General features: G+C 59.8%; 38 protein-coding genes and 1 pseudogene. 26 read left to right on the top strand and 13 right to left on the bottom strand.

Annotation, left to right across the window (positions count from 1 at the left end):
* The first annotated feature begins 60 nt into the window (after positions 1 to 60).
* From nrdJ to IOD40_RS05075, 26 genes and pseudogenes are all read left to right on the top strand, one after another.
* Positions 61 to 2073, top strand: coding sequence for a ribonucleoside-triphosphate reductase, adenosylcobalamin-dependent (gene nrdJ, locus IOD40_RS05200; RefSeq protein WP_198475002.1), 2013 nt, complete (start codon positions 61 to 63; stop codon positions 2071 to 2073).
* Between the two features lie 6 nt (positions 2074 to 2079).
* A complete protein-coding gene (locus tag IOD40_RS05195) occupies positions 2080 to 2316 on the top strand; it encodes a glutaredoxin domain-containing protein (RefSeq protein ID WP_198475000.1) in 237 nt (78 codons plus the stop codon).
* A gap of 111 nt (positions 2317 to 2427) precedes the next feature.
* On the top strand, positions 2428 to 2874 hold the full coding sequence (gene dut, locus IOD40_RS05190) for a dUTP diphosphatase (RefSeq protein ID WP_198474998.1): 447 nt from the start codon (positions 2428 to 2430) through the stop codon (positions 2872 to 2874).
* Between the two features lie 188 nt (positions 2875 to 3062).
* Positions 3063 to 3644: an HNH endonuclease gene (locus tag IOD40_RS05185; RefSeq protein ID WP_198474996.1), complete on the top strand. Its 582-nt coding sequence runs from the start codon at positions 3063 to 3065 to the stop codon at positions 3642 to 3644.
* A complete protein-coding gene (locus IOD40_RS05180; protein ID WP_198474994.1) occupies positions 3641 to 3835 on the top strand; it encodes a hypothetical protein in 195 nt (64 codons plus the stop codon). Before IOD40_RS05185 ends, IOD40_RS05180 begins: the two co-directional genes overlap by 4 nt.
* On the top strand, positions 3835 to 4191 hold the full coding sequence (locus IOD40_RS05175) for a hypothetical protein (protein WP_198474992.1): 357 nt from the start codon (positions 3835 to 3837) through the stop codon (positions 4189 to 4191). Before IOD40_RS05180 ends, IOD40_RS05175 begins: the two co-directional genes overlap by 1 nt.
* Positions 4188 to 4544: a beta barrel domain-containing protein gene (locus tag IOD40_RS05170; RefSeq protein WP_198474990.1), complete on the top strand. Its 357-nt coding sequence runs from the start codon at positions 4188 to 4190 to the stop codon at positions 4542 to 4544. The genes IOD40_RS05175 and IOD40_RS05170 overlap by 4 nt, the downstream gene beginning before the upstream one ends.
* The gene (locus tag IOD40_RS05165; protein WP_198474988.1) at positions 4541 to 4756 is read left to right on the top strand and encodes a hypothetical protein; all 216 of its coding nucleotides are present in this window, start codon (positions 4541 to 4543) and stop codon (positions 4754 to 4756) included. Before IOD40_RS05170 ends, IOD40_RS05165 begins: the two co-directional genes overlap by 4 nt.
* A 5-nt stretch (positions 4757 to 4761) precedes the next feature.
* A complete protein-coding gene (locus tag IOD40_RS05160; protein ID WP_198474986.1) occupies positions 4762 to 5601 on the top strand; it encodes an HAD family hydrolase in 840 nt (279 codons plus the stop codon).
* Between the two features lie 27 nt (positions 5602 to 5628).
* On the top strand, positions 5629 to 6054 hold the full coding sequence (locus IOD40_RS05155; protein WP_198474984.1) for a beta-sandwich lipoprotein: 426 nt from the start codon (positions 5629 to 5631) through the stop codon (positions 6052 to 6054).
* Positions 6051 to 6257, top strand: a complete 207-nt coding sequence (locus IOD40_RS05150; protein WP_198474982.1) for a hypothetical protein — start codon at positions 6051 to 6053, stop codon at positions 6255 to 6257. Before IOD40_RS05155 ends, IOD40_RS05150 begins: the two co-directional genes overlap by 4 nt.
* A gap of 1 nt (position 6258) precedes the next feature.
* Entirely contained in the window at positions 6259 to 6420 is a 162-nt protein-coding gene (locus tag IOD40_RS05145) for a hypothetical protein (RefSeq protein WP_198474980.1), read from the top strand.
* Complete coding sequence (locus IOD40_RS05140; RefSeq protein WP_233713844.1) at positions 6407 to 7321, top strand: BRCT domain-containing protein; 915 nt, start codon at positions 6407 to 6409, stop codon at positions 7319 to 7321. Before IOD40_RS05145 ends, IOD40_RS05140 begins: the two co-directional genes overlap by 14 nt.
* Complete coding sequence (locus tag IOD40_RS05135) at positions 7318 to 7788, top strand: dihydrofolate reductase (protein WP_198474976.1); 471 nt, start codon at positions 7318 to 7320, stop codon at positions 7786 to 7788. Before IOD40_RS05140 ends, IOD40_RS05135 begins: the two co-directional genes overlap by 4 nt.
* Positions 7789 to 7791: 3 nt before the next feature.
* Positions 7792 to 8610 carry a thymidylate synthase gene (locus IOD40_RS05130; protein ID WP_198474973.1) on the top strand — a complete coding sequence of 273 codons (819 nt, stop codon included), beginning with the start codon at positions 7792 to 7794 and terminating at the stop codon, positions 8608 to 8610.
* Positions 8607 to 8828, top strand: coding sequence for a hypothetical protein (locus IOD40_RS05125; protein ID WP_198474971.1), 222 nt, complete (start codon positions 8607 to 8609; stop codon positions 8826 to 8828). The genes IOD40_RS05130 and IOD40_RS05125 overlap by 4 nt, the downstream gene beginning before the upstream one ends.
* Positions 8825 to 9343, top strand: coding sequence for a hypothetical protein (locus IOD40_RS05120; protein ID WP_198474969.1), 519 nt, complete (start codon positions 8825 to 8827; stop codon positions 9341 to 9343). The genes IOD40_RS05125 and IOD40_RS05120 overlap by 4 nt, the downstream gene beginning before the upstream one ends.
* Positions 9344 to 9490: 147 nt before the next feature.
* A pseudogene (locus IOD40_RS05115) lies at positions 9491 to 9733 on the top strand (DUF2312 domain-containing protein); the annotation flags it as partial.
* Positions 9733 to 9963, top strand: coding sequence for a hypothetical protein (locus IOD40_RS05110; protein WP_198474965.1), 231 nt, complete (start codon positions 9733 to 9735; stop codon positions 9961 to 9963). The pseudogene IOD40_RS05115 and the gene IOD40_RS05110, both read left to right, overlap by 1 nt.
* A complete protein-coding gene (locus IOD40_RS05105) occupies positions 9960 to 10175 on the top strand; it encodes a hypothetical protein (RefSeq protein WP_198474963.1) in 216 nt (71 codons plus the stop codon). Before IOD40_RS05110 ends, IOD40_RS05105 begins: the two co-directional genes overlap by 4 nt.
* A complete protein-coding gene (locus IOD40_RS05100) occupies positions 10172 to 10453 on the top strand; it encodes a hypothetical protein (RefSeq protein ID WP_198474961.1) in 282 nt (93 codons plus the stop codon). Before IOD40_RS05105 ends, IOD40_RS05100 begins: the two co-directional genes overlap by 4 nt.
* Positions 10450 to 10644 carry a hypothetical protein gene (locus IOD40_RS05095; protein WP_198474959.1) on the top strand — a complete coding sequence of 65 codons (195 nt, stop codon included), beginning with the start codon at positions 10450 to 10452 and terminating at the stop codon, positions 10642 to 10644. Before IOD40_RS05100 ends, IOD40_RS05095 begins: the two co-directional genes overlap by 4 nt.
* Entirely contained in the window at positions 10641 to 11282 is a 642-nt protein-coding gene (locus IOD40_RS05090; RefSeq protein ID WP_198474957.1) for a DNA methyltransferase family protein, read from the top strand. The genes IOD40_RS05095 and IOD40_RS05090 overlap by 4 nt, the downstream gene beginning before the upstream one ends.
* The gene (locus tag IOD40_RS05085; RefSeq protein ID WP_198474955.1) at positions 11279 to 11707 is read left to right on the top strand and encodes a hypothetical protein; all 429 of its coding nucleotides are present in this window, start codon (positions 11279 to 11281) and stop codon (positions 11705 to 11707) included. The genes IOD40_RS05090 and IOD40_RS05085 overlap by 4 nt, the downstream gene beginning before the upstream one ends.
* On the top strand, positions 11704 to 11880 hold the full coding sequence (locus IOD40_RS05080; protein WP_198475361.1) for a hypothetical protein: 177 nt from the start codon (positions 11704 to 11706) through the stop codon (positions 11878 to 11880). The genes IOD40_RS05085 and IOD40_RS05080 overlap by 4 nt, the downstream gene beginning before the upstream one ends.
* A complete protein-coding gene (locus IOD40_RS05075; RefSeq protein ID WP_198474953.1) occupies positions 11877 to 12098 on the top strand; it encodes a hypothetical protein in 222 nt (73 codons plus the stop codon). Before IOD40_RS05080 ends, IOD40_RS05075 begins: the two co-directional genes overlap by 4 nt.
* Positions 12099 to 12473: 375 nt before the next feature.
* Here IOD40_RS05075 and IOD40_RS05070 read toward each other — a convergent pair whose 3' ends face one another.
* The 13 genes from IOD40_RS05070 to IOD40_RS05010 all read right to left on the bottom strand — a co-directional run bounded on the left by IOD40_RS05070 (position 12474) and on the right by IOD40_RS05010 (position 26566).
* Positions 12474 to 12941: a hypothetical protein gene (locus IOD40_RS05070; protein ID WP_198474951.1), complete on the bottom strand. Its 468-nt coding sequence runs from the start codon at positions 12939 to 12941 to the stop codon at positions 12474 to 12476.
* Complete coding sequence (locus tag IOD40_RS05065; RefSeq protein WP_198474949.1) at positions 12934 to 13266, bottom strand: hypothetical protein; 333 nt, start codon at positions 13264 to 13266, stop codon at positions 12934 to 12936. Before IOD40_RS05065 ends, IOD40_RS05070 begins: the two co-directional genes overlap by 8 nt.
* 83 nt (positions 13267 to 13349) lie before the next feature.
* Positions 13350 to 13517 (bottom strand): hypothetical protein, encoded by a 168-nt coding sequence (locus tag IOD40_RS05060; protein ID WP_198474947.1) that lies wholly within the window; start codon positions 13515 to 13517, stop codon positions 13350 to 13352.
* Positions 13510 to 13794 (bottom strand): hypothetical protein, encoded by a 285-nt coding sequence (locus tag IOD40_RS05055; RefSeq protein ID WP_198474945.1) that lies wholly within the window; start codon positions 13792 to 13794, stop codon positions 13510 to 13512. The genes IOD40_RS05060 and IOD40_RS05055 overlap by 8 nt, the downstream gene beginning before the upstream one ends.
* A gap of 10 nt (positions 13795 to 13804) precedes the next feature.
* Entirely contained in the window at positions 13805 to 14167 is a 363-nt protein-coding gene (locus IOD40_RS05050) for a hypothetical protein (protein WP_198474943.1), read from the bottom strand.
* On the bottom strand, positions 14167 to 14427 hold the full coding sequence (locus tag IOD40_RS05045; RefSeq protein ID WP_198474941.1) for a hypothetical protein: 261 nt from the start codon (positions 14425 to 14427) through the stop codon (positions 14167 to 14169). Before IOD40_RS05045 ends, IOD40_RS05050 begins: the two co-directional genes overlap by 1 nt.
* Position 14428: 1 nt before the next feature.
* Positions 14429 to 15184 carry a hypothetical protein gene (locus tag IOD40_RS05040; RefSeq protein WP_198474939.1) on the bottom strand — a complete coding sequence of 252 codons (756 nt, stop codon included), beginning with the start codon at positions 15182 to 15184 and terminating at the stop codon, positions 14429 to 14431.
* Positions 15185 to 15361: 177 nt separating this feature from the next.
* On the bottom strand, positions 15362 to 17725 hold the full coding sequence (locus tag IOD40_RS05035; RefSeq protein WP_198474937.1) for a hypothetical protein: 2364 nt from the start codon (positions 17723 to 17725) through the stop codon (positions 15362 to 15364).
* 17 nt (positions 17726 to 17742) lie between these two features.
* Positions 17743 to 18666 (bottom strand): phage tail tube protein, encoded by a 924-nt coding sequence (locus IOD40_RS05030; protein WP_198474935.1) that lies wholly within the window; start codon positions 18664 to 18666, stop codon positions 17743 to 17745.
* Positions 18667 to 18721: 55 nt separating this feature from the next.
* Entirely contained in the window at positions 18722 to 21541 is a 2820-nt protein-coding gene (locus IOD40_RS05025; RefSeq protein ID WP_198474933.1) for a phage tail protein, read from the bottom strand.
* Between the two features lie 189 nt (positions 21542 to 21730).
* Positions 21731 to 21967, bottom strand: coding sequence for a hypothetical protein (locus tag IOD40_RS05020; RefSeq protein ID WP_198474931.1), 237 nt, complete (start codon positions 21965 to 21967; stop codon positions 21731 to 21733).
* Between the two features lie 68 nt (positions 21968 to 22035).
* Positions 22036 to 22851, bottom strand: coding sequence for a phage BR0599 family protein (locus IOD40_RS05015; RefSeq protein WP_198474929.1), 816 nt, complete (start codon positions 22849 to 22851; stop codon positions 22036 to 22038).
* A gap of 1 nt (position 22852) precedes the next feature.
* Positions 22853 to 26566, bottom strand: a complete 3714-nt coding sequence (locus IOD40_RS05010) for a hypothetical protein (protein WP_198474927.1) — start codon at positions 26564 to 26566, stop codon at positions 22853 to 22855.
* Between the last annotated feature and the right edge of the window lie 32 nt (positions 26567 to 26598).

Below are 26598 nucleotides of genomic sequence, written 5' to 3'. Positions count from 1 at the left end.
GGGAGTACCCGCTACATTGGCGCTATCCTAATCTCCAATTCACCACATGAGGGACACGCCATGGGGCTTTCCAACACCCACATGTCGCCGCGCGCACGCATTGTCGAGCGCCGCACATATCTGCGACCACTGAATGAAGACGGCACGGTCTTCGAGACGCCTTCCGACATGAAGGATCGCGTCATTTCCCACCAACGCTGGCTCTGGGAAAACCAGTTGAAGCGCACACTGAGCGTCACCGAGGAAGCCGAACTGGCCGAACTGCGCGACCTGATGGATCGCAGCCTCGTCACCATGTCGGGCCGCGTGAAGTGGATGGGCGGCACGGACCTCGTGAAAGAGCGCTCGTCGGCAGCATTCAACTGCTCGTTCACCAAGGTCGAGAACCCCGCTGATCTGGTGGACGTGTTCTGGCTCCTGCTGCAAGGCTGCGGCGTCGGATTCAAGCCGGTCCCCGGCCTGCTGGAAGGTTTCAACCCCGCTGTCCAAGAGATTGAAATCATCCCCTCGGTCAGGACTGAGAAGGGTGGTCAGGAACACACCAGCGAGACCTTCGAGGATGGCGTCTGGACCATCACCGTGGGCGACAGCGCGAAGTCGTGGGCCAAGTCGCTCGGCAAGCTGATGGCGGGCAAATACCCGGCGCACAAGATCGTCATCGACCTCTCGCAGCTTCGCCCCGCTGGCAAGCGCCTGAAGGGCTACGGCTGGCTCTCGTCGGGCTGGAAGCCGCTGGAAAAGGCGTACACCCGAATTGCGAAACTGATGATCGCGGCAGGCGGGCGCATTCTGAACGCCATCGAGATCGGTGACATCGTGAACCACCTCGGCACCGTTCTGTCGTCGCGCCGGTCGGCCCAAATCTGGCTGCATGATGTCGGGGCCCCGAACGAGGATGCTTTTGTTACTGCCAAGATCGGTCGTTACGAGAATGGCAATGAGCACCGTGAGCAGTCGAACAACAGCCTTGTGTTCTGGCAGAAGCCCGAGCGCTCGCGCATCGTCGATTTGCTCACCACCATCCTCGAAGGCGGCGAGCCGGGTTTCATCAACGGGGCAGAGGCCAAGCGCCGCGCGCCTGACTTCGAGGGCTCCAATCCCTGCGCCGAGATTCTGCTGCCGTCCAAGGGCTTCTGCAACCTCGTGCAGGTCGTCTGGCACCGCTTCAACGGCAACCTGAAGGGTCTGCTGCGGGCCCAGTACATCGCCGGTCGCGCGAACTACCGCCAGACCTGCGTGGACATGAAGGACGGCGTGCTGCAACTCGCATGGGACAACAACCAGCACCTCCTGCGCCTCTGCGGCGTGGCCCCGCTGGGCTATGTCTCGTGGGAAGGCATGGACAGCCGCGTCATGCTTGAGCAGGTCCGCGATGCTGCGATCAACGGCGCGAACTCGATGGCTGATGAGCTTGGCACGCCGCGCCCGCGCCGCGTCACTCAGGTCCAGCCGGGTGGCACCTCGTCGAAGCACCTCGGCCTTGAGGGTGATGAAGTCCATGAAGGCGCGCACCTCGCGCTGTCCCGCTGGGTCTTCAACAACATCGGTGTGTCGGTCGGTGAGCCGCTGCTCGATGCTCTGCGTGCTGCCAACTACCGTGTGCAGCCGCACCCGTTCGACCCGGCCTCGATGCTCGTGACGATCCCGGTGGAATACCCGGCCTCACCGCTGTTCACCAAGACGACCATGGTGATCGACGGCCAAGAGGAATACGTCGAGATCAACGCGGAAACGGCGGTTAGCCAACTGGATCGCTATGCGAACCTGATGCGCTACTATGTGGACCACAACTGCTCGATCACCGTCTCGTTCGACGAGGATGAGATCGACGATATGGCCGACTGGTTCATGGCGAACTGGGACGACTATGTGGGCGTGAGCTTCCTCAAGCGCAACGATCCGACCAAGACCGCCGCCGACCTCGGGTTTTCATATCTCCCCCAAGAAACGGTGTCCAAGCGCATGTACGACGAATACGCGGCCACCTTGCTCCCGCTCGACCTCTCGACCGACAACAGCATTGACCTGCTGGACATGGGCGATTGCGCGACCGGCGCATGTCCGGTTAGGTGATTTATCATGCAAAAGCAACCACTTAGCTATCTCGTCATCGGCACCGCAGACTGCCGGTATTGCGTGGCGGCGAAGAACCTCCTCAACGAGTGCAAGCTCGCCTACGACGAGGAGGTGATCACCATGGCCGAGGCCAAGGAGCGCGGCTATGAAACGGTCCCGCAGATTTTCTACGGGCCCAACTATGTCGGCGGCTACACCGAGCTTCACGCGCGCCTGAGCAAGACGCACATGCTCTTCTGAGGCACGGCGACGTAATCAACTTTTTATTGACTGGGCGGCAGGAATCATCTTGCCGCCCTTTCTCATTCAACATAATGTTGATTAGAGATAAGCAAAAGGAATCGCCCTGACATGACCCAACCCACCGTCAAAGTGAAGCGCCTGCATCCCTCAGCACAGCTTCCGGCATATGAAACCAGTGGTGCCGCTGGTGCTGACATTCGCGCCTGTCTTCACGGGGAGCAATCTCTGGTTATCGCACCCAAGAGCCGCAAGTTGATCAAAACTGGCTTGGCTATGGACATCCCCAGTGGATACGAAATCCAAGTGCGCCCCCGTTCGGGGCTCGCGCTGAAGCACGGCATCACGGTTCTCAACAGCCCCGGCACAATCGACAACGACTACAAGCAGGAACTGGGCGTTATCCTTGTGAACCAAGGTGATGAACCATTCACTGTGCAGAATGGAGATCGAATTGCTCAGATTGTGATCGCAGCCTGCGTGCAAATGCTTGTCGAGGAAGCATTTGAAATCGAGTCCAACGGTCGTGGTGGCTTCGGTAGTACGGGTTTGAAATGAGCAGGCCGGGTCGAGTCAAACTGCATTGTGCTCAGTGCGCAGCAGAGTTCTCGGTCATTAACGGTCGAGCAAAGACAGCGAAGTTCTGTTCACGCGCGTGCGCCGATAAACACCCTCGCCCCAAACGTCTGGTCCGGTGCAAGAATTGCGGCTCACTCTTCCACCGGAAGGTATCTCAGTCGATCAAGGTGCGCACCGAGACATGCAGTTATGCCTGCTCAAGCGCGATGCGCTCGGTGTATTTCGCTGGCGTAGGGAATCCCAATTACCGTGGGCGGAACACCGATACAGACGGATACCGCATCTATGTTCCGGGGGCGTCGGGTATCGACCTCGGTTTCCGCAAAAGCATCAAGATGCACCATGCGGTCGCATTCATAGAATTGGGAATCACGTCGCTCCCAAAGGCAACCCACGTACATCATCGCGACTGCGACGCTCTGAATAATGATGCTGAAAATCTGGCTCTGTTTACCGAGTGGGACCACAAATGGTTGCACAAGCAATTCGGAGTTGCGCCGCTGATAGCGTTTATGCGTGGCAACGTCGATCTGATGACCCTTTCACGGTGGTCGGACGATCCGCCTCGCGCTGAGTTCCTGCTGAAACAGAACGTGGTCGATCAAGGTCGGGAATTGCGTGAAATGGGTGGTTACTCAGAGAGCAATTTGGAAAGTGTCCTGATGGGCTACCGCTGGCACGATCCGTTCGACAATCCAATGGCGCAGATCATCATTCGAGCGCTCAATCTAAGTGAGTTTGTAAAATGACCAAAGAACAAGGTTGGATGATCCTCGCACTGCTGGCTGCGATTGGTGCCTTCCTCGCCTACCAGCACACCAGCAAGGGGCCCAGCGCCGCGACCAAAGCGCTGATGAACCACGAGCGCATCATGTGCCAAGCAACCGGCGCGGCCCAGCACTGCGCTGAACACAAGCGTCTCAGAGAGAAGTATTACTGATGCACAATATCAAAGAATTGGAACGCCAGCTTGAGCAGGCCAAAAGCCGCCACACCGCCGCTGAGCGGGACCTCCGCGAAGCCAAAGATCGGGTGATCGCGGCCAAAGGTGAACTCCTCATGAGAACCTTCGCTGACATGGGCGGCGTGGTCGGGGTCACGCGGGTGCGCATCGCACATGCTCGCCTCGCCTTTAACACGAGCGGACCATATTTTGTGATGGGCTGGGAGAAACCGCACTACGGCACGGACCCCAAATACCATCTGGCGAAGATCAAGAAGGACGGCACCCCGAGTAACGCCCCGTCAGGTGCAAGTACCGACAAAGTTCTGATCCGACCGGAGGATCAGGTATGAGCGGACCACACCCAAACGGCTGGCAGGTCGGCATGGAGGTCATTATCGTTCTCACCGAGCGGCGTGAAGCGGACGTGCGTAACGGGACCATCACAAAGATCGGTCGCCGGTGGATTACCTTCAGGCACTCGGCGGGCTGGGCCGAGAACCGCTTTGACGCTGACACAATGCGGATCGACGGCGGGCAATACGGCTCGCCGGGGCGCGTCTATCCCTCAATGGCTGAGTATGAGGAAACCCTTGAGCGCAACAAGCTCTGGGCCGACCTGCGCGGTCGCATAGGTTACCAGCCGCCCGACCATTTGACCCTTGATCGCATCAAGGCGATCCATGCAGAGGTGCTGCCAAAATGACTGTCCAGATCATCCGCCCCGGCACGCTACCGGAAGAGCGGGCTTACACGGCCACCTGCCGCAACTGCGACTGCCAGTTCACCTTCCTGCGCGCTGACGCCCGGTACGTCCCCGATCAGCGGGACGGCGACTATCTGAGCATCCCGTGCCCGACCTGCACGAAGGAGTTCACCACCTCGGCCAAGCGCCTGCCGCCGCCCCCAAAGAAGTGAATACCATGACCCATTTCATCTTCGACTGCGATGACGTGCTGCTCGATTGGGAGGCCGGTTTCCTCAACTGGCTCGACCCCGATGGCACCAAGATCGACCGCGCGGGCCCGAAGTCATGGTGCCTTGCCGAATGGCTGCACTGCTCGCAGATGGAAGCCGCCATGTGGGTCCGCGAGTTCAACGCAAGCGAACGCTTCGGCCAGTTGAAAGCCCGTCCCGGCGCGCGGGAGCTTATCTGGGGCCTGCGCAATGCGGGCCACACGATCAGCGTGCTTACCGCCTGTGGCGACAATCGTGCGGTCCAGCGGGCGCGAGTGCAGAATCTACTGAATGAGTTCCCGCTGGGCGTTGAAGATGCGCTGAGCGAGGTATTCAACCAGATCACCATGCTCCCGCTCGGCGGCTCCAAGTTCACCTATCTCTACGAGTTCACGCGCAACCGCGATCCGGGCGATGTGGTCTTCGTCGAAGACAACTTTGAGCACGCGCAAGCAGGGTGGATCAATGGCATCAGGTCCTATTGCCTGCGCCGGTCGCACAACCGGCTACACGAAGCTGGCGATACTGCGACAGGCGTGATCTGGATCGACGATCTGGACGCAATCCGTCTTGACTTCATCCCTTCTATTCAACCAAATATTGATGAAGCAACCGAGGAGAGAATCATGAGCGATCACAAATGCCAGCGTTGCGGCTGCGCCCTTCGCGTCGAGGTCGTGCAAGTGCCGGTGACGAAGAACGAGATTGTTGATCTCGACACGCATCCAAACGGCTTTATGCCCGTCACCCGCTACGAAGAGCGCGAGGAAGTGTCCAACTGCCCCGTCTGCACCGGCTCCTACTAATCAACCTTTTGTTGAAGGATCACCCTGATGAAGAAACTGCTTCTCGCAGCCGCCGCGCTGCTGACCCTGACCGCCTGCACCGAAGATGATGCGAAGATCGCCACTGCCAACCTGTCGAAGGCGGCAGACAACTTTGAGATCAACCGGCGTGTGGTCTTCTACAACGGCATCACCGACAGCTACATGCTCACGGTCGAGGGCCTGTGCTCGATGGACCTGAACAGCAGCGGCACGGCCTTCAACGTGATCTGCAAGGTGGGCCCGAAGGAATACAAGCGGCACACGCTGGTTCTCTCGGACAACACCAGTGCCTTCGTCGAGCAGATGGATGCCGCCACGGTCAGCGCCTACCACTACCGCGTGACCTTCAAGCCGCAGTCGATCCTGCCTGACATCGACTTCCGGGGTGACGCTGGCGAACTGACCACCAACACCAGTGAGGCGATGCAGTGATCCCCGTCCTCGTCACCATCATGTCGATCTTCGCCTCAGCGGACAGCGCGCGGCCTCTGGAAATCGGCCAGTTCCCTGACGCGAAGAAGTGCGGCGACACGCTGGAATACATCATCCACGACGCCGTGTGCCACACGCTGATCGAGACCACCGCGCCGGAGTTCAGCCCGCGCCCCAAACGCAACCTGATCTATGAAAATTGAAATGGACCTGACGCCCCGGCAGTTCACCGTCCTCAGCGCCTTGGTGCGCGAGGAGGTGATGCTGGACCGGCTGGGCGAGAAACGCCGCGCATCCAAAATCCTAATGAAGCTGGAAGCGCATGACCCCGAGATCAAGAAGGAAGCCAGTCATGCAAAAGGCTAAGGAACTGCTCTCGAACCGCCACCAAGTTGTCACAACCGCGCTCACACGCCGGTCCAATGAGCGCACGGCCTCCATCGCGCACATTGTCTCACTAGACAACCAGATCGTCCACCTCACCAACGAGCAGGCCGACCTCGCGACCGCGATGTGCCGCCTCGACGGGGTGAACAACACCTTCATGCCGACCACCCAGATGTGGGCTGAGACCTCGGACGCATATGTCCCGAACCCGTTCCCTGACGCCGAGGATGGTCCAATCACCGAGGCCGATGGCTTTCTGCTTGAAGCTGCTGACCAGATCGGCGGCATGAAGCACATCGACGGCAACATGGCGATCTGCGCCTTCACGCGCGACGGGTTGCTGAACCTGCTGCGCACGGCGAGTAAAAAAGCCAAGCCCGTCTTATTGGACGGCCACACCGTTGCGTTCTCGGGTGCCTTTACGAGTATAGAGCGCGAAGATGCAAAGCATATGGCTGAGCGCGCTGGCGCAAAGGTTGTCGGATCAGTCAGCACTAAAGTGACCCTGCTTGTGGTTGGGCCCGGCGCGGGCTCCAAACTTGATAAGGCTAACGCACTCGGTATCCGGGTGATCAGCGAGCAGCAGTTCCTAGCTGCTGTAGCTGAGGCTGTGCAACGATCTGAGCGCAAGACATACGACCAACTGGCCGATGAGCTTCAGGCTGCGTCCGACCGCTACCACGGCTCTGAAATCCAGCATGTCAAGAGCGGCGGGCGTTACCGGATCGTCGGCGTCCATCACCGCGAGTCCGACATGGCGGTGTGCGTCGAATACACGCCCATCGGCAGCACCTTCCATAACCGCGTGAAGTTCGCCCGCAGCATCGAAGAGATGGCTTTCGGCACGCGCTTTACCTTCGTCGGTGGGGCCCTCAAATGATCACCCTCATTGCAGCCGTCTCGGACAACGGCGTGATCGGCAACAAGGGCGCGCTGCCGTGGCATTGCCCTGAGGACCTGAAGTTTTTCAAGAAGGAAACCCTCGGCGGCGCGATGATCATGGGCCGCAAGACCTTCGAGAGCATGAGGCCCAGCGCCTTTGGTGATCGGAAAGCTCTGATCGTCAGCAAGTCCATGCTCGATGCTTGGGTGGAGCCGTACTTCGCCAAGTTCGCCAATCTTGATGCCGCGATCCGGCGCGCCCGTGAGGAGCACAGCCGCATCTATCTGATCGGCGGCGTCTCGATCTTCGAGCAGGGGTTGCCTGAGGTGGATCGCATCCTGCTCACGCGGATCAAAGGCGAGTTCGAGGGTGACACCTATCTCCCGCCGCTACCCCTCTTTGGTGAGGGCCGCACCATCAAGCTCTCCGACCGCGCAACGGTCCATGAATATCTGAGGAATTGACCCATGCGAGCTTACAAAGACGCCCTCGCGCACATCCTGATGAACGGCACGGATTCCACCGACCGCACCGGCACCGGCACCCGCCGCGTGTTCGGAATGCAGACCCGCTACAACCTCGCTGACGGCTTCCCGCTGCTGACCACCAAGCGCGTATTCTGGAAGGCTGTGGTGGGCGAGCTTCTGTGGTTCCTCGAAGGCTCGACCAACCGCAACCGGCTGGAAGAGATCACCTTCGGCACCATCGGCCAGAACGCGACGATCTGGGATGAATGGGCTGACCAAGATGGTGACCTTGGGCCGGTCTACGGGGCCCAGTGGCGCTTGGCAGGAGACTCGTCTTGCGTGGTTGGCATTGACCAGATCGCGCGCCTCATCAAGCAGATTCAGGATACGCCTGACAGCCGCCGCCTGATCGTCAACGCTTGGAACATCTTCGAGATCGAGGACATGGCTCTGCCGCCGTGCCATACGATGTGGCAGGTCGTGATCCTCGACGGCAAGATGCACCTTCAGCTTCACCAGCGCAGCGCTGACATGTTCCTCGGTGTGCCATTCAACATTGCGTCGTACAGTCTACTTTTGATGATGCTGGCGCATGTCACTGGTTATGAGGCTGGTGAGTTCATCCACACCATCGGTGACGCTCACATCTACCTGAACCACATGGACGCCGTGCAGGAGCAGATGGCCCGCTCGCCGCGCCCGCTGCCGACCGTGAGCTTGAACCCTGAGGTCAAGTCGATCTTCGATTTTAAGATGAACGACATCACCCTCGAAGGCTACAACCCGTGGCCGACGATCAAAGCGCCGGTGGCAGTATGACCGCCACCCGCCAACACGACGAGACGATCCTGAGCGCATTGAGGCTGATGTGCTCAGGAATGAACCTCTCGCGCACCGCCGCTCGCCTCGGCAAGAACCCGAGCAACCTCGGGAAATCCCTGCGGGCGGTCCTGCGCGACGACCTCGAATGCGGCGACGATCCGATTGAGATCGTCGAGGCTTACCCGACATCCCTCATCATCGAGAGGCGAGTATGAAAACGATCATCGTTGTGAACGGCAAGCCGCGCGCCGGGAAGGACACTGCCGTCGAGATGATGCGCTGCATCCTCTGGGATCAGCAGATTCACACCACGTCCTTCAGCAGCATCCAGCCGATCAAGGACCTGCTGGCCCCGGTGGCGGACCTGAGCGCCAAGACACCCGCCGACCGGAAGCTGCTGAGCGTGGTGGGTGATGCCCTTCAGGAGCACAGCCAGTTCCGCACCAACGCCGCCCTCGGCCAGATGCACGCCATGCGTGATGGCTCGGTGTTCTTCCTGCACATCCGCGAGCCTGATCTGATCGAACTGCTGCGGCAGGAATGCCTGAGCTACGGCTGGCGGTTTGAGCGCGTGTTCGTCGAGTCCAACCGGGCCGAGGATGTGCAGAACAACCCGTCAGACGCCAATGTCGCCACCGGCGAATACGACCACCGGCTCTACAACAACGGCACGCTGGCAGAACTGGATCAGGAATGTTTCGAGCTTCTGCTCAGACTTCGCTTGATCTGATCTACTAATCAACTTAATGTTGACTGAGCAACACAAAGGAATCATCCCATGTCCGATTTTGACGACGACTTCGACGACGAGGAAACCGGCGCTGAAGCGCATACCAGTGACGGCAAGCCGCGCCCGAACGACAAGGGCAACCACCCGAACGATGCCTATGCGGTGACGGCAGACGAGCTTCGCCAGTTCATCGAGCGCATTGAGCAGCTTGAGGCTGAGAAGAAGGACGTGGCTGAGCAGATCAAAGAGGTCAAAGCTGAAGCCAAAGGCCGTGGCTACGACACCAAGGTGATGAACAAGGTGATCGCTCTGCGCAAACGCAAGGCCGATGAGGTCGCAGAGGAAGAAGCGATCCTCGAAATCTACAAAGCTGCATTGGGCATGAACTGATGGACCAGTGGCGCTTCGTCGAGCGAGTGATTGTGCGAAACCTGCACACGTCCTTCATCGCTGAGGCGCGCAACGGGGCCCGGTGGGCGGTAGGCGAGATCGCGTCTACCCCCACCGAGGCCATCGACAGCGCCGTCAACAAGCTGATGGTCGAACTCGCCCCGCTGATCGAGAAGCTGAAGAAGCCCGAGCCGCCACCGCCCTCAGATGAATGGGAGGACCTTCTTTGAAAACCCTGAGCGATCTCCAAGACGCCATCAAGTCCAAGCGCGCTGGCTCTCTGACCCTGAGCATTAGCTCAAACGGCAAGGCGCTGGCGAGCGGTAGCTTCGCACCAGCATTCGTCAGTCAGCACCAGTGGGGCGACACGATCTCGGATGCGCTGATCAAGCTCTTCGCCGCCGCGCCGGTGGCCGCAGACGATGACGAGGACCTGCTGTGAGCCAGCTTGAAGACCTCATCCGCTCGCTCGCCAAATCCGGTCGCCTGAACCACCTCAGCCTCGGATTCCTGAACAACGGGCAGTGGGGCGCGAGCTATCGCGGGGTGTCTGACGCAGACAAGCGCCTCGTCGATCACCCTGACCCCGTAGAAGCCCTGATTGCGGCGCTGAGCGGCAAGAAGCCCCCGCCGCCTCCACCGCCACCCAAAAAGACCCGAGCGCGCCCAGCGCCCAAGCCAGTGGCAGCGCCGGTCGATGATGACGAGGACCTATTGTGACTGAAGAAATTAAAAAGGTGATCGAGGACTACATTGCCGCCTACCAAGCGGCGAATGGTTCTCGACCCATCGTAACCTACAAGGGCGGCTGGTTCACAGTGACTGTGCGCGGCTGGATCGGATCAAAGCACCGCAAAGCTGACTTGATAATGCTCACTGGAAACCTGCGTCATCGGGCGGAATCCAAATGAGCGGTGAGCATACAATCGCCACTGCGCTGGTGAAGGCGCAGAAGGCGCACAAGCGAAAGGCGGCTGATTTCTACCCGACACCGCCTGATGTGACGGTGGCGTTGGTAGAGTTCCTTGCGCTGCATTGGGGTAGCCGAATCTGGGAGCCTGCGTGTGGCGACGGCGCGATGGCCCGCGTACTGGAAGCCTATCACTGCCATGTCACCTCGACCGACCTCCGCGACGACCCCTCGATCTACGGAACGGGTGGCGCGAACTTCCTGACCGCCGATGTCGCTGAGGGGGATGGGCCCGACTGGATCATCACCAACCCGCCGTTCAATCTGGCCGAGGCGTTCATCCGCAAATCGCTGTCGATCACGCCCAACGTCGCGATGCTGCTGAGCAACCAATACTGGCACGCTGCCACGCGGAAGCGCCTCTTCGACGATCACCCGCCTGCATGGGTTCTCCCTCTGCTCTGGCGACCGGCCTTCCTTGAGAAGGAACGCGGCAAGAGCCCCATGATGAACGTGATGTGGGTCGTATGGCAGGAAGGGCAGCACGATGCCCGCTATCGCCTGCTGACGCGGCCCGAACGCTTACCCGATTATTCAACCAAAAGCACCCTAGACCCTGAATTGGAGGACCTGCTGTGAAACTTCTTCGTCTGAAACTGGCAAACTGGCTGACCAAGGGCGGCTACCTCGCCGCGTGCAAAGCCGCGACCCACTGGGAAGAGCGCTATCAGGAGATGAGCGCGAAGGTTGGGGCGGTCGAACACTTGCTCGACGCCACTGAGCAACATCTCCGCAGCGCAGAGCGGGCTCTGATCGAGAAGGAAAACCGCATCAACAAGCTCTCGGACGACAACACCCGCATGAGCGAGGGTCTGGATCAGATCATCCGCGCCGGTGAAGGCAAGATCGAAGGTCGCAAGTGCAATGGTTCGCTGCGCCGCGTCGTGCGGATGGCCGAGGGCGCGCTCTATCCGAATGGGTTGCCCAGTCTCGCTGACCGCATCCGTGCGGAAGCGCGGAAAGGCCCTCAGATCACTGAGCGGCAGAGGGAGATGAGCCTGTGACCGAAGCCAAGCTCCTCCCGACCGTCTGGATCATGCGCGTGAAGGACGGATTCTACCCGATCCAGCCCAGTGAGTTCTGCAAGCCTGAGACCCACGGCAAACTCAACCCACACGTCCTGTCTATCGAGGACGCCGAGGGTAACGTGCTGTGGAAGCGGGAGCCGGTCCAATGATCGTTAAGGAATACGGCGCTGAGAAAATTGTCTGTGATTCTTGCGATGTTACCGAAGTGCCACTCGACGGCGCTGACTTCAACGCCACCATTGCCGAAATGAAGGCCGAAGGTTGGCGGATCACGCGGCCTGAGGGCCAGTGGCATCATGAGTGTTTACAATGCGTTAAGGATACTTCGGCGTTAACGCGGACCCGCCAACTCTTCGGGTTAGGATGATCGACTGAGGCAAAGTGCGGCGTCATGCCACAAAATCGCCGCACTTTGTTCTCTCTATGTTTCATTCTGTGCAGGAGTTATGATGAGTAGTAAGGAATACCCATCCTTCGTTCGAGCGAGCCCTCGCAAACTCGATCTGTGGTCGCCAGTTGTGACAAATGATTGGTCGAAGGACGTGGCACAGGGACACGCTTACGCGAGAGAAACTGTCATTTATCTTCGCAGAACCGGCCACATTCCGTTCCTACACCACGTTGTCAAAGCCATGGTTGGACACGGTGCTTGGAGCGGCGTGGAGGTAGGATTCTTTCAACTGATCGGCATGGAGGTTGTCGGGTCAGACACCATCAGGAGTGCTCTTGCCAAGAACCACGGTTATTTGGAAGAGGAATCTGAGACTTCCGACGCCGCCATGTAAGGCGAGCAGAACGGCCCGAACAACCGTGTGCGCCCGCTACCACTGGAAACAGAAAAGCGGGAGCACACTCGGAAGCTCTCCTGCTGCGGCGCGCAGCCCGTGAATGCCCCAAGTCGCCAGAAGCGCTTGCGCTCCCCGTGCCAAGAGTTGTGGTGCTCAGTGGAGCAGAGAATGTCACCATCGTCAGCTTCGACAGTATTCACTCTGAGCCCATGGACGGGCTCTTTGGTGTAGGTCAGGTCCTCGACGATAATCTCGTGCGAACTGTTCTCGACGATCATCAACTGGTTGTCGATCCATGGCTCACCGATGATGTAGTCCCAGACGCGGGGGCCGAATACCAGCGCGGTGCAGATGAGCAGGACGAGTGAGCCGGGGGTGCTTTGTCGCCGCACCGTGGCGCGCAAGTTCGACATCTCACTCATTCTTTCCGCCTCCTAATCGCCTGACGATGATGTCTTTGATCACCGCGCGGTCTGCCACAACTGAAGTGAGCACATCCAACATTAAGTACCCTAGCGAGGAAATCATGACCACTGCTATCGCGTCATTGATCCCCGCCCAGCTTGCGGCATCTGGTCCTACTGAATAGCCGAGCATACCGCTAATCCCGGCCTCAATTACTCGCGTGATTTTACTGGTGTTTTCTGATTTCCGATAGACGTATAACGTCCCGGCAACGAGTGCGATCCACACTTCCGGCGTTCTTCCGCTCGCAATGCGCTCCCACATATTTGGATCGTTCGACATCGCTGCCCCTCGGGATTGTTTAAGAAGCTGTACCACAAGGGGTTGAATAGCGACAAGGTTTCACTGGCCGCTATTCTTTAGCTTTATTTCGATGGTGTGAGTGCCTGAGGCAAAGATACGTTCACCAGCGTATCCACATCCTCTTCTGCGGGCGGGAACTCTTCAGTCTCACGCATCTCGCGGGCGATCATCTCAAGGTCGGTCACCTCACGGCGACCCTTGATCAGGAATGGCGTCTTGACCTCACGCATGGCTGACCGAGACCTTCCCGCCGATGCTGCACCACGCCCAGACGCGGGTTGCGCCTTCCTCACCCGGCCAGAGGTCAGCGAGGGTGTAGTTGGCCGAGATGATCTCGCGGCTGTTCAGTTCGATGTAGCCCTCGAACACCTCAGGGGCCGTTTCACCAGCGGCAGTGAGGCGCACCGGCGCGCCGGTCAGGCTTTGAACCCGGATGGCTGTGACATCGCCACTGGTAAGTTCGGTCCACTCACCAGCTTCGAGAGTGACGATTGCGTTTCGTGCCATGATGGGCTCCTCATTTGCGAAGGTTTGAAATTCCGACGACGCCAAAGATCGCCACGACCATCAGACCAGCCCATTCGTTGAGAGGCTGCGGAAGCGCGGCGATGGACCATACCTGCGGATACGCGCAGCGAGCGCACCACAGGATCGAATAAAGAATAACTGCCGCCCACCATACGGCGAGCGGCAGTGCGAAGATCAGCATCAGCCAGAAACCACCGGCCCGCATGAAGTCTGCTCGGGTGCGCAGGTGTTCAGCTATCAGGTTGGCCTTGATGCGCTCCCGATCCGTCTGGGACTCGACGTGCTTGTCCACGGTCGAGAGCACGCGATCAAGGATGTTCCCACCCAACAGCTTTGCGAGCCAGCCCAGCATCAGGTGGTCGCCTTCGGATCAACGGTGTAGGGCCGAGCGGCACCAGCGCGCTGCTGGATGGCAAAGGCCCACAGGACAGCAGGCGCGATCCGGGTGAGGCTGTCACCGATCTGGGTGGGCGTCCACGGCAGGATGAGCGCCAGAGGCTCAGCAAGGCCGTACAGGACCTCGGAGGGTGCCTCGAAGATCAGGAGCAGGATGCCGACCACGGTGAGCCAGAAGCTCTTGGTGGCCGCGAAGAAGATGGGGCGCGGATACATGTCAGGTGGTCCTCTTGAAAAGGTTCAGGATACTTGCCAGCAGCGCTGACCAACCTTGGGGTGCCTTTGTTGTCTCGATTGGCTGCGGTACTTTCGGTTGAATAGCATTCCAGCCACCGGCGCGCAAAGCATTCTCGAACTTGCGGGCGTATCCCGCGACGAGCGGGCCATTCTTCTTCACATCAGCATTGATCACCGCCCGAGCGCCCACATAGTCGCCGGGGAGGAAGTCGCTCAGCCGCTTGCCGGTGTAGGTGCCATTGACGCTACCGTCGATCAGCAGGCGCACTGCGGTCTTCATCTCACCGGCCTTCTCGGGCGTGTCGGCAATGCCGAACTTGGTGTAGTTCGACCGCCCGGTGATCTGGGGGAGCCCGCGCCCGCGATAACGCCAGCCGTCACCGGGCTTGGTGTTGCCGAGGTTCTTCAGACCCCACTCGCCGCCGTAGATGATGTTGGCAATGGCTTCCTGATTGGCGGGCTGGTTGTTGGTGCGGCCATACCGGCGTGCCTGCGCCTCGGTGATCCGATGCCGACCGAAGGTCTTGAGCAGCCCCTCGACGCTGTAGTTCAGGTTCTCGGTGACCGGCTGCATCTTGGTGCCAGTCTCGTGCCAAGCACTCGCGAGCACATAGGCCATGTGGCTGATCGGCAAGTGCTTGCCGCCGTCGAGGATCGCCTCAATGCCCTCGACCTGAAGGGTGCTGAAAGAGCCCAGCGACTTGCGAAGTTCTGCGAAGAATAGTTTGCGGTCCATGAAAAAGGCTCCCTCTGGGTTTGAGGGAGCCTATCACACTTTCAGTTGACTGAGAAAGTATTGGTTGAATTACTGTATAATCTACTTGCTGGCCAGCACCGCCGCCACGCTGTCATAAGGCTCCGCTGCAAAGGAGCGTTGTGCTGAAGAATTTGGATTTGCCATGTTGTGCGCTCCTTATGCAGCTTCAATGATCAGGCCATAAATGACCCGGTTTGTGATGTGATCCCCTGCCTTCTTTTCGACCGGGCGAATACCGTCATACCGCATAAAACGCCCTTTCATAATCATGGACTGATTAGGATCGGAGAGCGGATCACGGTCTGACGTATTGACCTCGATGGAGAAGTGGGTACGGGAATGTTTGTAATCCTCAACACTCTCCGGTGTGGTAGCCATCCAACTTTTAAACCGGATCAGAGTTGATCCGCGAGACGGAGAAGCAGACGTGCCGTCAGGCAGGAGCGCATAACCAGATGCCACAGCGAGGAGGTCTTTCGTCTGCACAACTGCATTGTGGTAGTATGGCGGGTCAGCAGGGTTATAGTACCAGTCTGTGGCGTTGACCGGGCCGTAACCTGGGACATCCCAACGGTCCACTGCGTTTTTGTACGCCCCGGATGCGTTATTATAATGCACAAAGGGGCGCATTCCCGAGTAGAACCAACCAACGGAGGCATCATGCAGGAAAGTATGATCGTGCCAGATCGTGACCCCGGTTTTCACATCAAATGATCGACGCAACACCGTGCTGACAATCGGCGTGTTGCCGCTGTTGATTTCACTGTGAACTGCATCAATAGCTTCCCGGATTTCAATTTTTTCACCAGTCAACCACTGACCATCGCTCATAGTTACCGGCGCACCGTCCACATACCATTGCTCTGCGGTCTGCACTTCATTCCCGTGCGCTGCTCCACCCACATCTTCGCGTGTCGTCGCGCCTTCCGGCAGGATGTTATAGGCATATTCCACCTGAGAACCCGGCCCCTGCAATCGCTGACGGACCTGCCCGTAGGACGACGCCGTGGGGTCTGCCGTGCGATATGCCCACGTTACGCCGCCGTCTGAGACGCTGCCAGAAGTGTGTGTCGGGGGAGTGCCCCCTGTCGTTCCATCCTCCGTGGCGCGATACCATCGGCCATTGTACTGCCGCTCTTGGTTAAGGTATACCGCCTCCCCCGATGCCCAAGTTTTGGCTGAAGCCCTCCTGTCCCACGGACCAAACGAGGGGCCGTCAAATGCCAGACAGTTCACCTGAAAATTATACGTCGCCCCGGAGGCTGCGGGATTACGCTCATTCATAGGCGTGACCCGGACAGTATACGTGCCACGTGCAAGTGAGGATGCGATCTTAACTGCTTGCTTGTATTGGTTATCGACAGGGGTGTAACTGTCGAACCACGCCTTTCCCGCCGCGTTGATCGGGAGGCTAACCAAATCAGCACTTCCGTTGATCGTCACCTCTGCATACGTGCCCGAAGTCCGCCCCGTGTAGAGTAGATACAGGTCGCCATCCCCATCCCACTCAAATTCAATATATGGCATAGGGCTGGGCGGCGAAGCAGGCGTCCATCCAGCCTGACGACTGCGCCCATTCACATGCAGGCTTGCCGAAGCAGAGTTGACGGAGGTCCAAGTGCCATCCATCGTGAAACCCACGTCATCAACGGTCTGGTAGCCCAAGAAGCGGGTCAGCCAGTCCTCCCGCCAGTTTTGGGGGATGCCCGCGCCGCTGCGACCGACCTCGTAACGCTGCCAGATATTACCCCCAAGAGGACGGAAAATTTCATAGCTATTTGCCGAGTTGCGCCGGACCCCCATTTTCTTCCACGTGGCCGGGGATGCAAATGTTGCAAGCACGGCAGGGGCCTGTGCCGCACCGTCCGCGAAGTTTACGACACGTTTCACCCCGCCGCTGATGATCCGTCCGTTGATATAATTTTTCCGCAGATCAAGCCCGTCTGCCGCTTCCCAGAACAACCGGACCGGAAGATCGACACCGCCCAGATCGACAGTAGAAGCGCCGCTGGCTTCAAGAATGGTGATAACATAGGTGCAATCGGTTTGACTGCTCGCATCTGGCCAAAGGGCTGCTGCATAGGCCACGCTGTTTGGCATGTATTCAAGGGGCACGCCCCCTGCCGTCTGGCGATGTCCGTTGCCCGCCAGAGGGATCAGGTAGGCGTAGCCCTCCTTCCGCGTCCGCACGATCTGCCCTCGGGTAACCGTGCCAGCCTGACCGGGGGTGAGGGTCATGCTTGTGTTGGCTTTAAGGCTATCAACATCATGAACCCACGGCCCATCATAAAGCGCAGCCGCTATTGCCGCAGTTTCAGCGCGATCAGCCTCTTCACCGGCCAGCGCCAGCCACCCTTCACCCGCAGTGTTGATGTCCTTGAACATCTTGCGGACAGACGGCACATCGGTCCCATCGGCAGTGCGCCAAGTGGCGTTCTCGTCGCCATTGGTCATGAGGTCGATGCGTTCCTCGTTCGCCTTAAAGCGAGGAATGCCTTGGTCGAGAGGGAGACGTGCCATTTTGCACTCCTTGAAGGTTAGAGGATTGGGGGGATGACCAACGCAGGGGGCCATTCTTCATTGGTGACGACATGAAGCTCGTCTTCCCACATTGGGAACGGCACGAGGTCACCTAGCTCGTCGTAGATCGCGCGCTCATCGGGTGAGATGGAGACAGTGGTTGCGCCGCGCGTGACATAGACCTGTGAGTGCGCGGGCGAGAGATTCATGACCTCAGCGTCGAAAGTCCACTGCTGCCACTCATCAGACTTCAACTCAACCTGACCGCGTGGTGTGATCCGCACATAAGGGAAATAGAGGTCGTTTTGTACGCTGATGCCACCGGGGCTCTTGTTGAACGAGACAAAGCGCAGTGCGCCGTAGACGCCATCGGGCTCGCCGTTCAGCATCACCTCATCACTGGCAGCGACCTGAAAGCTGACTGTGATGGCTGTGCCATCAGGGATGTCCGGTGCGCCGTCCAAAATCTCAATGCGCCCGTGACCGGGATCAACTTCATAGTTGCCGGTCATCCGCACGGGCGTGCCACCGCGACGGACACTGACGTAAGCCACGTTGCGCACACCAACTATCGGGCTGAGCGTCTTGCCGAGTTGATAGAAGCGACCCTGAAGGACGGGGAAGGTCTCCGAGATTTCATTGACCGGCCCGCCGCTCGGGGTAGGCACACTGCCGCCAAACCAGAGGGCGACGTTCTCGTCATCCACGTTGTCGGTGGTGAAGTTGACCTCGTGCGACTCCGCGATCACAGCGCCAGCCGTGGCGATCCTGCGGCCCCGGTACGAGGTCGCGCGCTTCAGGCGCTCCACTTCCCGCTGGATGCGGAAGGACGTGGTGTTCCCGAGATACCGCTCACCCTCTCCCCGGCGCGTGCCGGGAAGGAAGCGGTCGAAGTAAACCTCGCCGCGACCCAGTACAAGTTTAGTGGCTTCTCGGGACATACCATATCCTCAGGACTTTGGCGCAACATACCACAAAAGGTGTGCTGCGCCACTGTTAGTTGATTACCTGCTCAATACGCCACATGGCCGAGGCAACGGTGATATGGGGCGTGTGATTGGTGCGAAGATAGGCGCTCAGGACTTGCCCAGCCGTAAGCTCGACGGTGACATCCAGCGAGGCCGGTGCGGTGCCGTCGAAGGTGCCTGCCGAACTCTGACCTGCCACCGGCGCGGTCGTCGGCCCGGTGAAGTTGTCGATCTTCAGGTCCCACGTCTCGCCGCTCAGCAGCGGGGTAGTAGCGCCCGCAAAGCCCACATCAAGGCGGATGCGGTAGGTGCCGGTGGCGGGCACGGTCCACTTGTTGTTGGTGGTGAACGCGCCGCCGACATTGAGCGTCGGCGTGTAGAACGGAATCCGCGTGAAGGCATTGCCGTTGAACGCAGAACCACCGGGGTTGCTCACTTGCAGCAGCGGCGTGATGACCGGACCAGACGGGAAGTCGCTCTCGAAGCCGAAGCGGTATTTCTGGCGCGAAGCCAGACTGCTGCGGATGGTATCAAGCTCGAACCAAATGCTGTCGGTGATCTCGTCCTCGGTCGCCATGGACGGGGTATAGGTGAACTCGGGATCAGTGATGCCATTCACCGTGCGAACAGGCGTGTAGGTGTCACCCTTGAACACGAGCACCCGATAGGAGGTGTCGGCCTCGGGGCCAATGGACGCTTCGGTGTGGTCCACAAGCCGGTCCTGCTGAATGACGCGATCCCGGTGGGCCCAAGTCAGCTTGATCAGCCCGCTGACACTCTCGACCTCAGCGTAAGGCGTGTCGTTCACCTTCAGGTTCGCCGGGGGATAGGGGCGACCCTGACGGCCCATGATGTTGACCACATCGGTCGTCGCCAGTTCCGGGTCGAGCTTGGCGCTCGAACTGTAGGGCAGGACCTTCACATTCACGACTTCCCCCGCAGCATATTCCCGCCCGTCGCCGCCCACCTCATCGCCGGTGACGAAGTAGATCGTGCTACCAAGGGGATGCTCTTGCGGGATGGTGTCCACACAGCCGCGCGCCACGGTGATCGTGCCGGAATACCCACCGGGGTCTGCCGTGATGGCGTCGAGGCGGCAAATCTCAGCGCCGACCTGCACCATGGACCCAATCTCAATCAGGCCCACATCGCTCGCGGATTCAAACGGGATGATCGTGGGGCCAGCCTCGACGGGAATGATCGCGCTGCTGATGACGTAGGGCGCAAAGGCACCGATGCCGCGCCGGGGATTCGTCTCACCACCGGCCAGCACTTCGAGGTCATAGGCTTGTGTCAGGGACGATGGGCGACCAACGATGGTGGCGATAGTCCCTGCCTCTGGCGAGAGAAGCTGAAGGTTCGCCGGATCGAGCGCATAGAACACCTCGACATAGGTGGCCTCGCGGACGATCCGCTTCTCAGGCACGCTCACCGTGCGGTCAGGCGGGGTCCAAGCTCCTTGCTCAGGCGTGATGAAGCTGCTCGACGGCAGGCCGAAGACATCGAGCACCGCTTCAACGGTGATCCGCCCATCCTCGTGACCGCCCTCGCTCACTTTCCCGGCGCGCAGGATCGCGTTGTAAATGCCCTTCTGCGGCACCGAGATGCGGAAGGCGTCACCCGGCACGATGCGCCATGCGCGCCGGTCCAGCACCACCTTGAACCGCTTGAGCGAAGTGGCACCAGCCTTCAGGTCGCGCTGCGCCAGCCGCAGGGCCAGATCGACCGTGGGAACGCCGGTGTAGTTGGTGGTGGTCGAGTTGATCGCGCCGGTGGCCTGACGGGACGCGATGTTCTGAATGCGGGCTGAGCGCTCTTCCTTACCGATGGGATCGACCCATTTGACGATACACTCGTTGACCACATCGTCCTGCGATGCAGTCTCATCGTCCTCAAGCGAGATCAGGCCGGTGTCGTAGGTGAAGAGCGGTAGCACGTCGATGTCGTAGTCACCACGGATCAGCGAAAGCGCCAGACGGCCTGTCGAGCGATCCGGGTAGATCGAGCCGCCGATGTGGTTGAGCACGTCCTGCACGAACGAACTGAGTTCCGACTGGCGGGTGTAGCGCAGGCAGAGTCCGAAGTTCTCGTTGTAGAGGGTCTGTGCCGCCTTCACCCACTCGCTTTCGAGCAGGAGATCACGGGACATCCCTCGCCCCCATTCCCGGTTGGTCAGGCACTCGTAAATGATGTGAGCAGGGTTCATCGCTTTGATGGACCCTTCGCGCATCCAGATGGTCACCAGCGACGGTTGCCAGACCGCACCGTCCCAGCCGCTTTCCGTTCGACGGACGCGGAACTCCCACTTCTTCGGATAGGGGTTCATGCTTGTGAGCAGGCCGTCGAAGAACAGCGTAACGACACCCCTGAAGTCGGGGACGCGCCCGCCCATCAGGTTCTTGATCCAACCGGGCACAATCTGGTTGCGAGCGCCCATGAGCACTTCGACACTACCAGCGACGCCACCTTCTTTCTTGTCGCCACCGAAGAGCACTGGGGCGTCAATGCGAGCCTGACCTGTGTGCCGCCATGTCCTGATGTTCTCTGGCGGCAGGGTGTAAATCTCGCCATTCAGCATCGTAACCACGGCGTTACCGTTTGGCCCGAGGGCGGCGGTCATCGTGTCATCGACTTTCGACTTGCCGTTCTGCCGAAGGATTGCGTTTGTGATGAGCCCAATGATTCCGGTGCCATCTGGTGCCACTTTCTCCGGGAAGGGCCACGCACGCATATCCCCGACTTTAATCTGAACGATCTCGTCAACCGGCCCCCGGCACAAGCCCATGTGCAGGCTCATGTAATAGCGGAAGCCAATCGTCTGATTACCACCCTTACCCCCGCCGCCCATGTTCAGCCTCCTTGCGCGCAGCCTCGGCTACCCGATCACCCATGGCGTCACCCAGAGCTTCGACTTGCTCAACAGGCAGACCATTCTCCAAGAAGTCGGACCAAGAGAGATTGTGCTTCGCGAACCAAGCACGAGCCCCGCTCATGCAGAGGTCTGCGGCCCTGATGTGATGAATCCTGCAAACGATCATTATTTTTTCCCCGAGCCGCTTTTCACTTCAGAGACCCGCATGTTGCCGTACCAAAGGACGTGCCAGTCAGAAATCCAGACATCACCGAAGACCACGGACTGCGGCGTGCCCTCGTCCACCTGAGGAAAATCGAAGTCCTCAAGGGAAACGGGTTTGGGCACTTCCGGCTTGGGTGCCAAAGCCACTTGGATGAAGTAGCTGGCGACCAGCATCCCGATGGCCCAAAGGAAGTTCATGATCGCACCTCTGCTACACTTCGGTCAGGTTTAACAACATGCGGTAGTCTGAGCAACCAAATGTTGATTTAGAAGACAGGATCGCCGTCGAACGGAGACTTATTCGGCAGGTGGGGGAAACCCCCATAGTTCGAGAGGTTGTTGAACTTGTTGATGCAGGTGCCAGAGGTGCGGTCGCAGCCGGGATAGACGATGATCCACTGGCCGACCGTCATGCCATCGGCAGCGCCGAGCAGACGAATGCGGTTCTGCCAGTGCTCCTCAATGGCCCGCGTCTCGGTGGTGCCGTGCGCCGTGGTGAAGCTGAGGTAGCCACCGTTCAGATAGCCGTTCGGCAGACCTGTTGCGCCAGCGGCTTCAACGTGGTCTCCGATCACCGCGTTGACCTGCACCGCCGTGCCATAGTCGGCGGGGTTCACGCGGCACAGGTTGTCATAGAGCGCATGGGGGCAACCGCGCTGCCACGACAGGCGCAGGCCGTTTCGATTGAGGGTCGAGAGCAGCGAGTTGCAGTTGAACTTAGCCTCAACGGTGGACGCGCGGCGCATCGACTTGATGATCCCCGACCAGACCACCGGAGCCTCTTTGTCCCCGAAATGCAGGGTCCTGATCGAGACCTGAATCGAGCGCGACGGCGGGGTGCCGTTGAACAGGTCGGTAACGCCAGCCCGCATACTGATGCTGATGGTGATGTCGTCCGATGTGGGGTTGCCCGACATACTGTATCCCTCGTGTGACACGGGGATCGCCTCATAGAGCACGCCATTCAGAGTGAGGTCTTTCTGACCGCCGTTGTAGCGCCAGACCGTGCTCCCGTGAACGAACTCGTAAAGCAGGATCGGCTTGCCGTCATAATTGGACCGTTCGATTTGGTCGAAGCTCATATCAGACCTCGTAGAAGGCGGCGTCAGGGACGCGGGTGTTGGGGGCTGCGCGGAAGGTGACGCTCACTTCGGACACGCCTTCTGCATCAGTGATGTGCTCGATCTCGATGCTGTCGTGGTCGAGGCGCATCAGCGACACGAACGAGATGCGGATGATCTCGTCGGGGTTCAGAGTCACGCCGAGCGCGTTGTCGAGGTGGATCAACTCGGTGGTCGAACCAGAGGCCGAGCCGGTGATCCGGCGATAGTAGCGCCGCCCATCCACGGTCTCGATCATGATGTCCTCCCGCTCGGGCCGAGGGCCACCGGCGACAGTAAAGCCGCAGCGTGCGATCTGGATCGAGGTGGCCCCGCCAGTGATCGGCGCGACAGGCCGCATGTCGTCCATCCAAGTCGGCACCCAGACCGGCACAGCCCGCCCGCGCAGAGCGTGCAGGAGATTGTAGAAGCGCGCGTGATCGGGATAGCCGTCGAGAACCCAGTGGTATTGTTGGGTCGGGAACGGGCGCATGGCGGTGTCGAACTGATCGGGCGTGCCGTTGCCGGTGTCGAAGGTATCGAGCAGGCGCTGTTGGCCGCGCTCCCCGCGATCAGACCAGTCCGATTGTTGTGTCAGGACATGGAAGCCCCTGTATTCATCCGTAAGGCCAGCGGCAGCATTCATCGACAAAGTTCCGACTCCCCAAGTCTCAATCCATTCGCGCGTCTGCACCAAGCGCTCGGCCACAGTAGTGCGCGAAATGCCTGCCGGAAGGAGCGAGGGGTTTTCAAGCATAAGAGCGAGAGCGGTCAGAATATCGCCGTGCCAGAAGCCGTACCATTGCTTTGCGGCAGGGTCGGGCGACCAAGTAAAGCGCATCTCACCACTGGTGCGCCACAGCATCTCCATATAATTCCAGCAGCGCGCGATCAACGTGTTATGCAGCGAGGCATTGCCGACACCGGCTTTACGCAGGGTCAGGCAGGCCCGCAGGATGTGGGCGGCGGCGTGCGGCTCCTCGTAAAGCGTCTGCGGACCCGAGATGCGTGGATCAGGATAGTCGGTCGGCATCCCGTAAATGCGAACGCCGTTGACCACCTTTCCATTGAGATCGGGCCAGATCGCGTTGAGCCGGGTCAGCCATGCCTCGCACATGCTCAGCGCGAGCGACCGGCACTCAGCAAAGCCCGCCGCGCCATTGGTCAGCAGCATCAGTTCAGCAAGGCTCTCGACAATCCGCGTCTGGTAGCCGACCCAGCGGGTGTTGGGATCGTCGTTGACATAGACCCACGAGTGCGGGCGCGGATTGCCGAGGCTGGCGCGCGCCGGGGTGTTGAGCACGAAGGTATGGGCGAAGAAGCCGTTCGGCCCGCCGTCAGCCGCGTATTTGGCCTGAGCATCGCGCAGGAAGAGAAGTTGCTGTTCCATCAGGAGCGCGTGCTTGGGTTTGGTCACGCCGCCGACCGTTGGTGTGATCGGGAAGGTCAGCGCCCCGGCAGCGTTCGGAATCGGCAGGTCGGCCACGGTCAGCGTCGGGTGAACCGCATTGGCGTCATTCCCGAGCCACCACCAGAAGTCAGGAAGCTGATAGCCGTGGAAAGGCGAGCCGTTCCAGCCCACAAACATCTGGCGGCGCAGGTCGGCGTTGATCGCGAAGGGAAGCGCGCCGGGGAAGTAAGGCATCTTCGCGCCCTTGGTGGCCTCAGCGGTGTTGTCGGTGACAAGTCGCATCTCACCGATCATCATGCTGTAGGCACCGCCCATCTCGGACGACACGCCAAAGTTCTGAAGCTCGGTGCCAGCAGGGAGAGTGTCGCCCCAGACCGGCTCGCCACCGGGGCCCCAGTCACGTTTGCGGAAGGCCGAGCGCGGCAGATAGAAGGAGTGCAGACCGGACGAGGTTGGCGTGAACCCCGGCAGCGCGCCGACATCAGCGAACCAGCGGGTGTTCGGGTCATAGGCCATGGTGCTTGAGACATAGACGAGGAAAAGTTCATTCTCGCCTGCATCGGGCTTCTTCGAGGCTGAGACCTGCACGAAGAGATACTGGTCGGCCTCTTGGTAAGCCGTGGCCGTGCGCCAAGTGTCGGTGAAGCCACGCCCGATCTGGACCTGACGCACGCGACCGCCATCATCAGGTATTTCACCACGGATCGCGCCGGTGGCCGTGCGGGACCAGAAATTGTAACCCTTCCAATTCGGGTTGCCACCGCCAGTCGGGCCTTGCGCTGCCGGGTGATCGGAGAAGCAATACATCCCGTCAGGAGCGCCAGTGGTTGGGATCGGATCGAACCCCGGCATCAGTTGCAGCACCTCGCGCAAATCGCTGATGGCCTGACCGCGCACGGCGGTGCGGCGCATGGCGAGTTGAAGGGCCTGCCAGCGTGCGGCCATACCGGGACGATCATCATACTGGATGGCCTTCTGCATGGCCTGCTCGAACCAGCGGAAGGTGTCGGGCGCGCAAGCCGAGTAGCCCGGTTCAATCGGGGTCCAGTTCGGATACGCCTCGAAGCCGTGGCCCTGCGGGATGATGCGCTCGGTGTTGAAGCCGTAGACGACTTTCCACGTCGCACTCGACGGTGCGCCAGCCGGAATGGTGATCACCGCGTCATTGCCGCTGATCGTCCAGTCGCTTTCGTTGATGAGGATTTGCGTCTCGACCGTGGGATTGGCTGCATCGAACGCGGGGCTGACCGGGCTGTCGTAGAGCAGGTCACTTGAACCGGGATAGATTTGCCAGACCTTGAACACCCTGTTGCCACCGGCGCTCACCGGGATGCGCAGGCGACCGGCACTTGGCGCGATCTCGTAGGACAGGATGATTTCCTGACCGGGAATGTCGCCACGACCGGCAAAGAGCCAGTGCATGAGGGTGATCGTGTTCACGTCAGTCGGGATCGGCTGGCGAAGCATTGGCCCCACATAACCATCGCCCGGTCCCATGGCATCGAGCATCTGCTGCGCGAGCATCTTGTAATAGCGGCCCGTGATCTGCTCTTCAGCCGTGCCGGTGATCAGTTGCTCATAGGCTTGGAAGAGCGCGTAGATGAAGATGAACTGGCCTTCCGAGGTGCCCGAGTTCTCATGGAAATACCCACCGCGCCCGACCTCGGGGTGGTAGGCGTTGGTGATGAGGCCATTCAGGATCAGCGGGCCCGCATCACGGGGCGGCGGCGGGATCACATCGGGATAGTTGGTGATCAGGAACTGCGGCTCGGCGGTTGTGATCGAATCCGTGATCGCGGTCTGATCAGGCTCTTCCAGCAAGCGCCCCTCATCCATGGGGTAGATACGTGAGCCCACGGGAGGCGGCACAACGAGCGCAGGCGATACGGTGATCCCGGCACCACTGATCGCGGTGATCTCGGTGATCTGGTAGTCGTAGACGCTATTCCCGGCCACGAAGATCGCGTTGCCGACGACAAAACCCTCAGTGCGGCAGGGGATGAATGTCGCCGTGGCCGCTGCCGTGGTGATCCGCACGTCATACCAGATGGGCAGATACCAATCCTGAGCACTGAAGCTGTTGAGCAGGTTATCCAAGAGTGAGCGCTCAGGACCTTCGGCGGCAACGCTGAAATCCAGAATGCGGCGGGGCAGCACACGAAGCGAACGGCGCTGCTCTGAACCGCTGGGCGACTGAAGGATGTCAGTCTTCCATTCGAGCGTTTCTCCCACGCTCGAAGTCCAGTTCGGTTCAAAGGGCCAGACCGGCAAGTTTTTCAGGGGCATTCAAAATCTCCCGGTGGATGGGGCAGTGTCAT

Source organism: Aquamicrobium zhengzhouense (genome assembly GCF_016124105.1).
Taxonomy (GTDB): Bacteria; Pseudomonadota; Alphaproteobacteria; order Rhizobiales; family Rhizobiaceae; genus Aerobium; species Aerobium zhengzhouense.
This window is presented reverse-complemented; position numbering and strand designations above follow the sequence as displayed.

Bases quoted from the DNA above. Each gene is read 5' to 3' on its own strand.
- nrdJ (WP_198475002.1), top strand. From the start codon at position 61: ATGGGGCTTTCCAACACCCACATGTCGCCGCGCGCACGCATTGTCGAG.
- IOD40_RS05195 (WP_198475000.1), top strand. From the start codon at position 2,080: ATGCAAAAGCAACCACTTAGCTATCTCGTCATCGGCACCGCAGACTGC.
- dut (WP_198474998.1), top strand. From the start codon at position 2,428: ATGACCCAACCCACCGTCAAAGTGAAGCGCCTGCATCCCTCAGCACAG.
- IOD40_RS05180 (WP_198474994.1), top strand. From the start codon at position 3,641: ATGACCAAAGAACAAGGTTGGATGATCCTCGCACTGCTGGCTGCGATT.
- IOD40_RS05175 (WP_198474992.1), top strand. From the start codon at position 3,835: ATGCACAATATCAAAGAATTGGAACGCCAGCTTGAGCAGGCCAAAAGC.
- IOD40_RS05170 (WP_198474990.1), top strand. From the start codon at position 4,188: ATGAGCGGACCACACCCAAACGGCTGGCAGGTCGGCATGGAGGTCATT.
- IOD40_RS05165 (WP_198474988.1), top strand. From the start codon at position 4,541: ATGACTGTCCAGATCATCCGCCCCGGCACGCTACCGGAAGAGCGGGCT.
- IOD40_RS05160 (WP_198474986.1), top strand. From the start codon at position 4,762: ATGACCCATTTCATCTTCGACTGCGATGACGTGCTGCTCGATTGGGAG.
- IOD40_RS05155 (WP_198474984.1), top strand. From the start codon at position 5,629: ATGAAGAAACTGCTTCTCGCAGCCGCCGCGCTGCTGACCCTGACCGCC.
- IOD40_RS05145 (WP_198474980.1), top strand. From the start codon at position 6,259: ATGGACCTGACGCCCCGGCAGTTCACCGTCCTCAGCGCCTTGGTGCGC.
- IOD40_RS05140 (WP_233713844.1), top strand. From the start codon at position 6,407: ATGCAAAAGGCTAAGGAACTGCTCTCGAACCGCCACCAAGTTGTCACA.
- IOD40_RS05135 (WP_198474976.1), top strand. From the start codon at position 7,318: ATGATCACCCTCATTGCAGCCGTCTCGGACAACGGCGTGATCGGCAAC.
- IOD40_RS05130 (WP_198474973.1), top strand. From the start codon at position 7,792: ATGCGAGCTTACAAAGACGCCCTCGCGCACATCCTGATGAACGGCACG.
- IOD40_RS05125 (WP_198474971.1), top strand. From the start codon at position 8,607: ATGACCGCCACCCGCCAACACGACGAGACGATCCTGAGCGCATTGAGG.
- IOD40_RS05120 (WP_198474969.1), top strand. From the start codon at position 8,825: ATGAAAACGATCATCGTTGTGAACGGCAAGCCGCGCGCCGGGAAGGAC.
- IOD40_RS05110 (WP_198474965.1), top strand. From the start codon at position 9,733: ATGGACCAGTGGCGCTTCGTCGAGCGAGTGATTGTGCGAAACCTGCAC.
- IOD40_RS05090 (WP_198474957.1), top strand. From the start codon at position 10,641: ATGAGCGGTGAGCATACAATCGCCACTGCGCTGGTGAAGGCGCAGAAG.
- IOD40_RS05075 (WP_198474953.1), top strand. From the start codon at position 11,877: ATGATCGTTAAGGAATACGGCGCTGAGAAAATTGTCTGTGATTCTTGC.
- IOD40_RS05070 (WP_198474951.1), bottom strand. From the start codon at position 12,941: ATGAGTGAGATGTCGAACTTGCGCGCCACGGTGCGGCGACAAAGCACC.
- IOD40_RS05065 (WP_198474949.1), bottom strand. From the start codon at position 13,266: ATGTCGAACGATCCAAATATGTGGGAGCGCATTGCGAGCGGAAGAACG.
- IOD40_RS05060 (WP_198474947.1), bottom strand. From the start codon at position 13,517: ATGCGTGAGGTCAAGACGCCATTCCTGATCAAGGGTCGCCGTGAGGTG.
- IOD40_RS05055 (WP_198474945.1), bottom strand. From the start codon at position 13,794: ATGGCACGAAACGCAATCGTCACTCTCGAAGCTGGTGAGTGGACCGAA.
- IOD40_RS05050 (WP_198474943.1), bottom strand. From the start codon at position 14,167: ATGCTGGGCTGGCTCGCAAAGCTGTTGGGTGGGAACATCCTTGATCGC.
- IOD40_RS05045 (WP_198474941.1), bottom strand. From the start codon at position 14,427: ATGTATCCGCGCCCCATCTTCTTCGCGGCCACCAAGAGCTTCTGGCTC.
- IOD40_RS05040 (WP_198474939.1), bottom strand. From the start codon at position 15,184: ATGGACCGCAAACTATTCTTCGCAGAACTTCGCAAGTCGCTGGGCTCT.
- IOD40_RS05035 (WP_198474937.1), bottom strand. From the start codon at position 17,725: ATGGCACGTCTCCCTCTCGACCAAGGCATTCCTCGCTTTAAGGCGAAC.
- IOD40_RS05030 (WP_198474935.1), bottom strand. From the start codon at position 18,666: ATGTCCCGAGAAGCCACTAAACTTGTACTGGGTCGCGGCGAGGTTTAC.
- IOD40_RS05025 (WP_198474933.1), bottom strand. From the start codon at position 21,541: ATGGGCGGCGGGGGTAAGGGTGGTAATCAGACGATTGGCTTCCGCTAT.
- IOD40_RS05020 (WP_198474931.1), bottom strand. From the start codon at position 21,967: ATGAACTTCCTTTGGGCCATCGGGATGCTGGTCGCCAGCTACTTCATC.
- IOD40_RS05015 (WP_198474929.1), bottom strand. From the start codon at position 22,851: ATGAGCTTCGACCAAATCGAACGGTCCAATTATGACGGCAAGCCGATC.
- IOD40_RS05010 (WP_198474927.1), bottom strand. From the start codon at position 26,566: ATGCCCCTGAAAAACTTGCCGGTCTGGCCCTTTGAACCGAACTGGACT.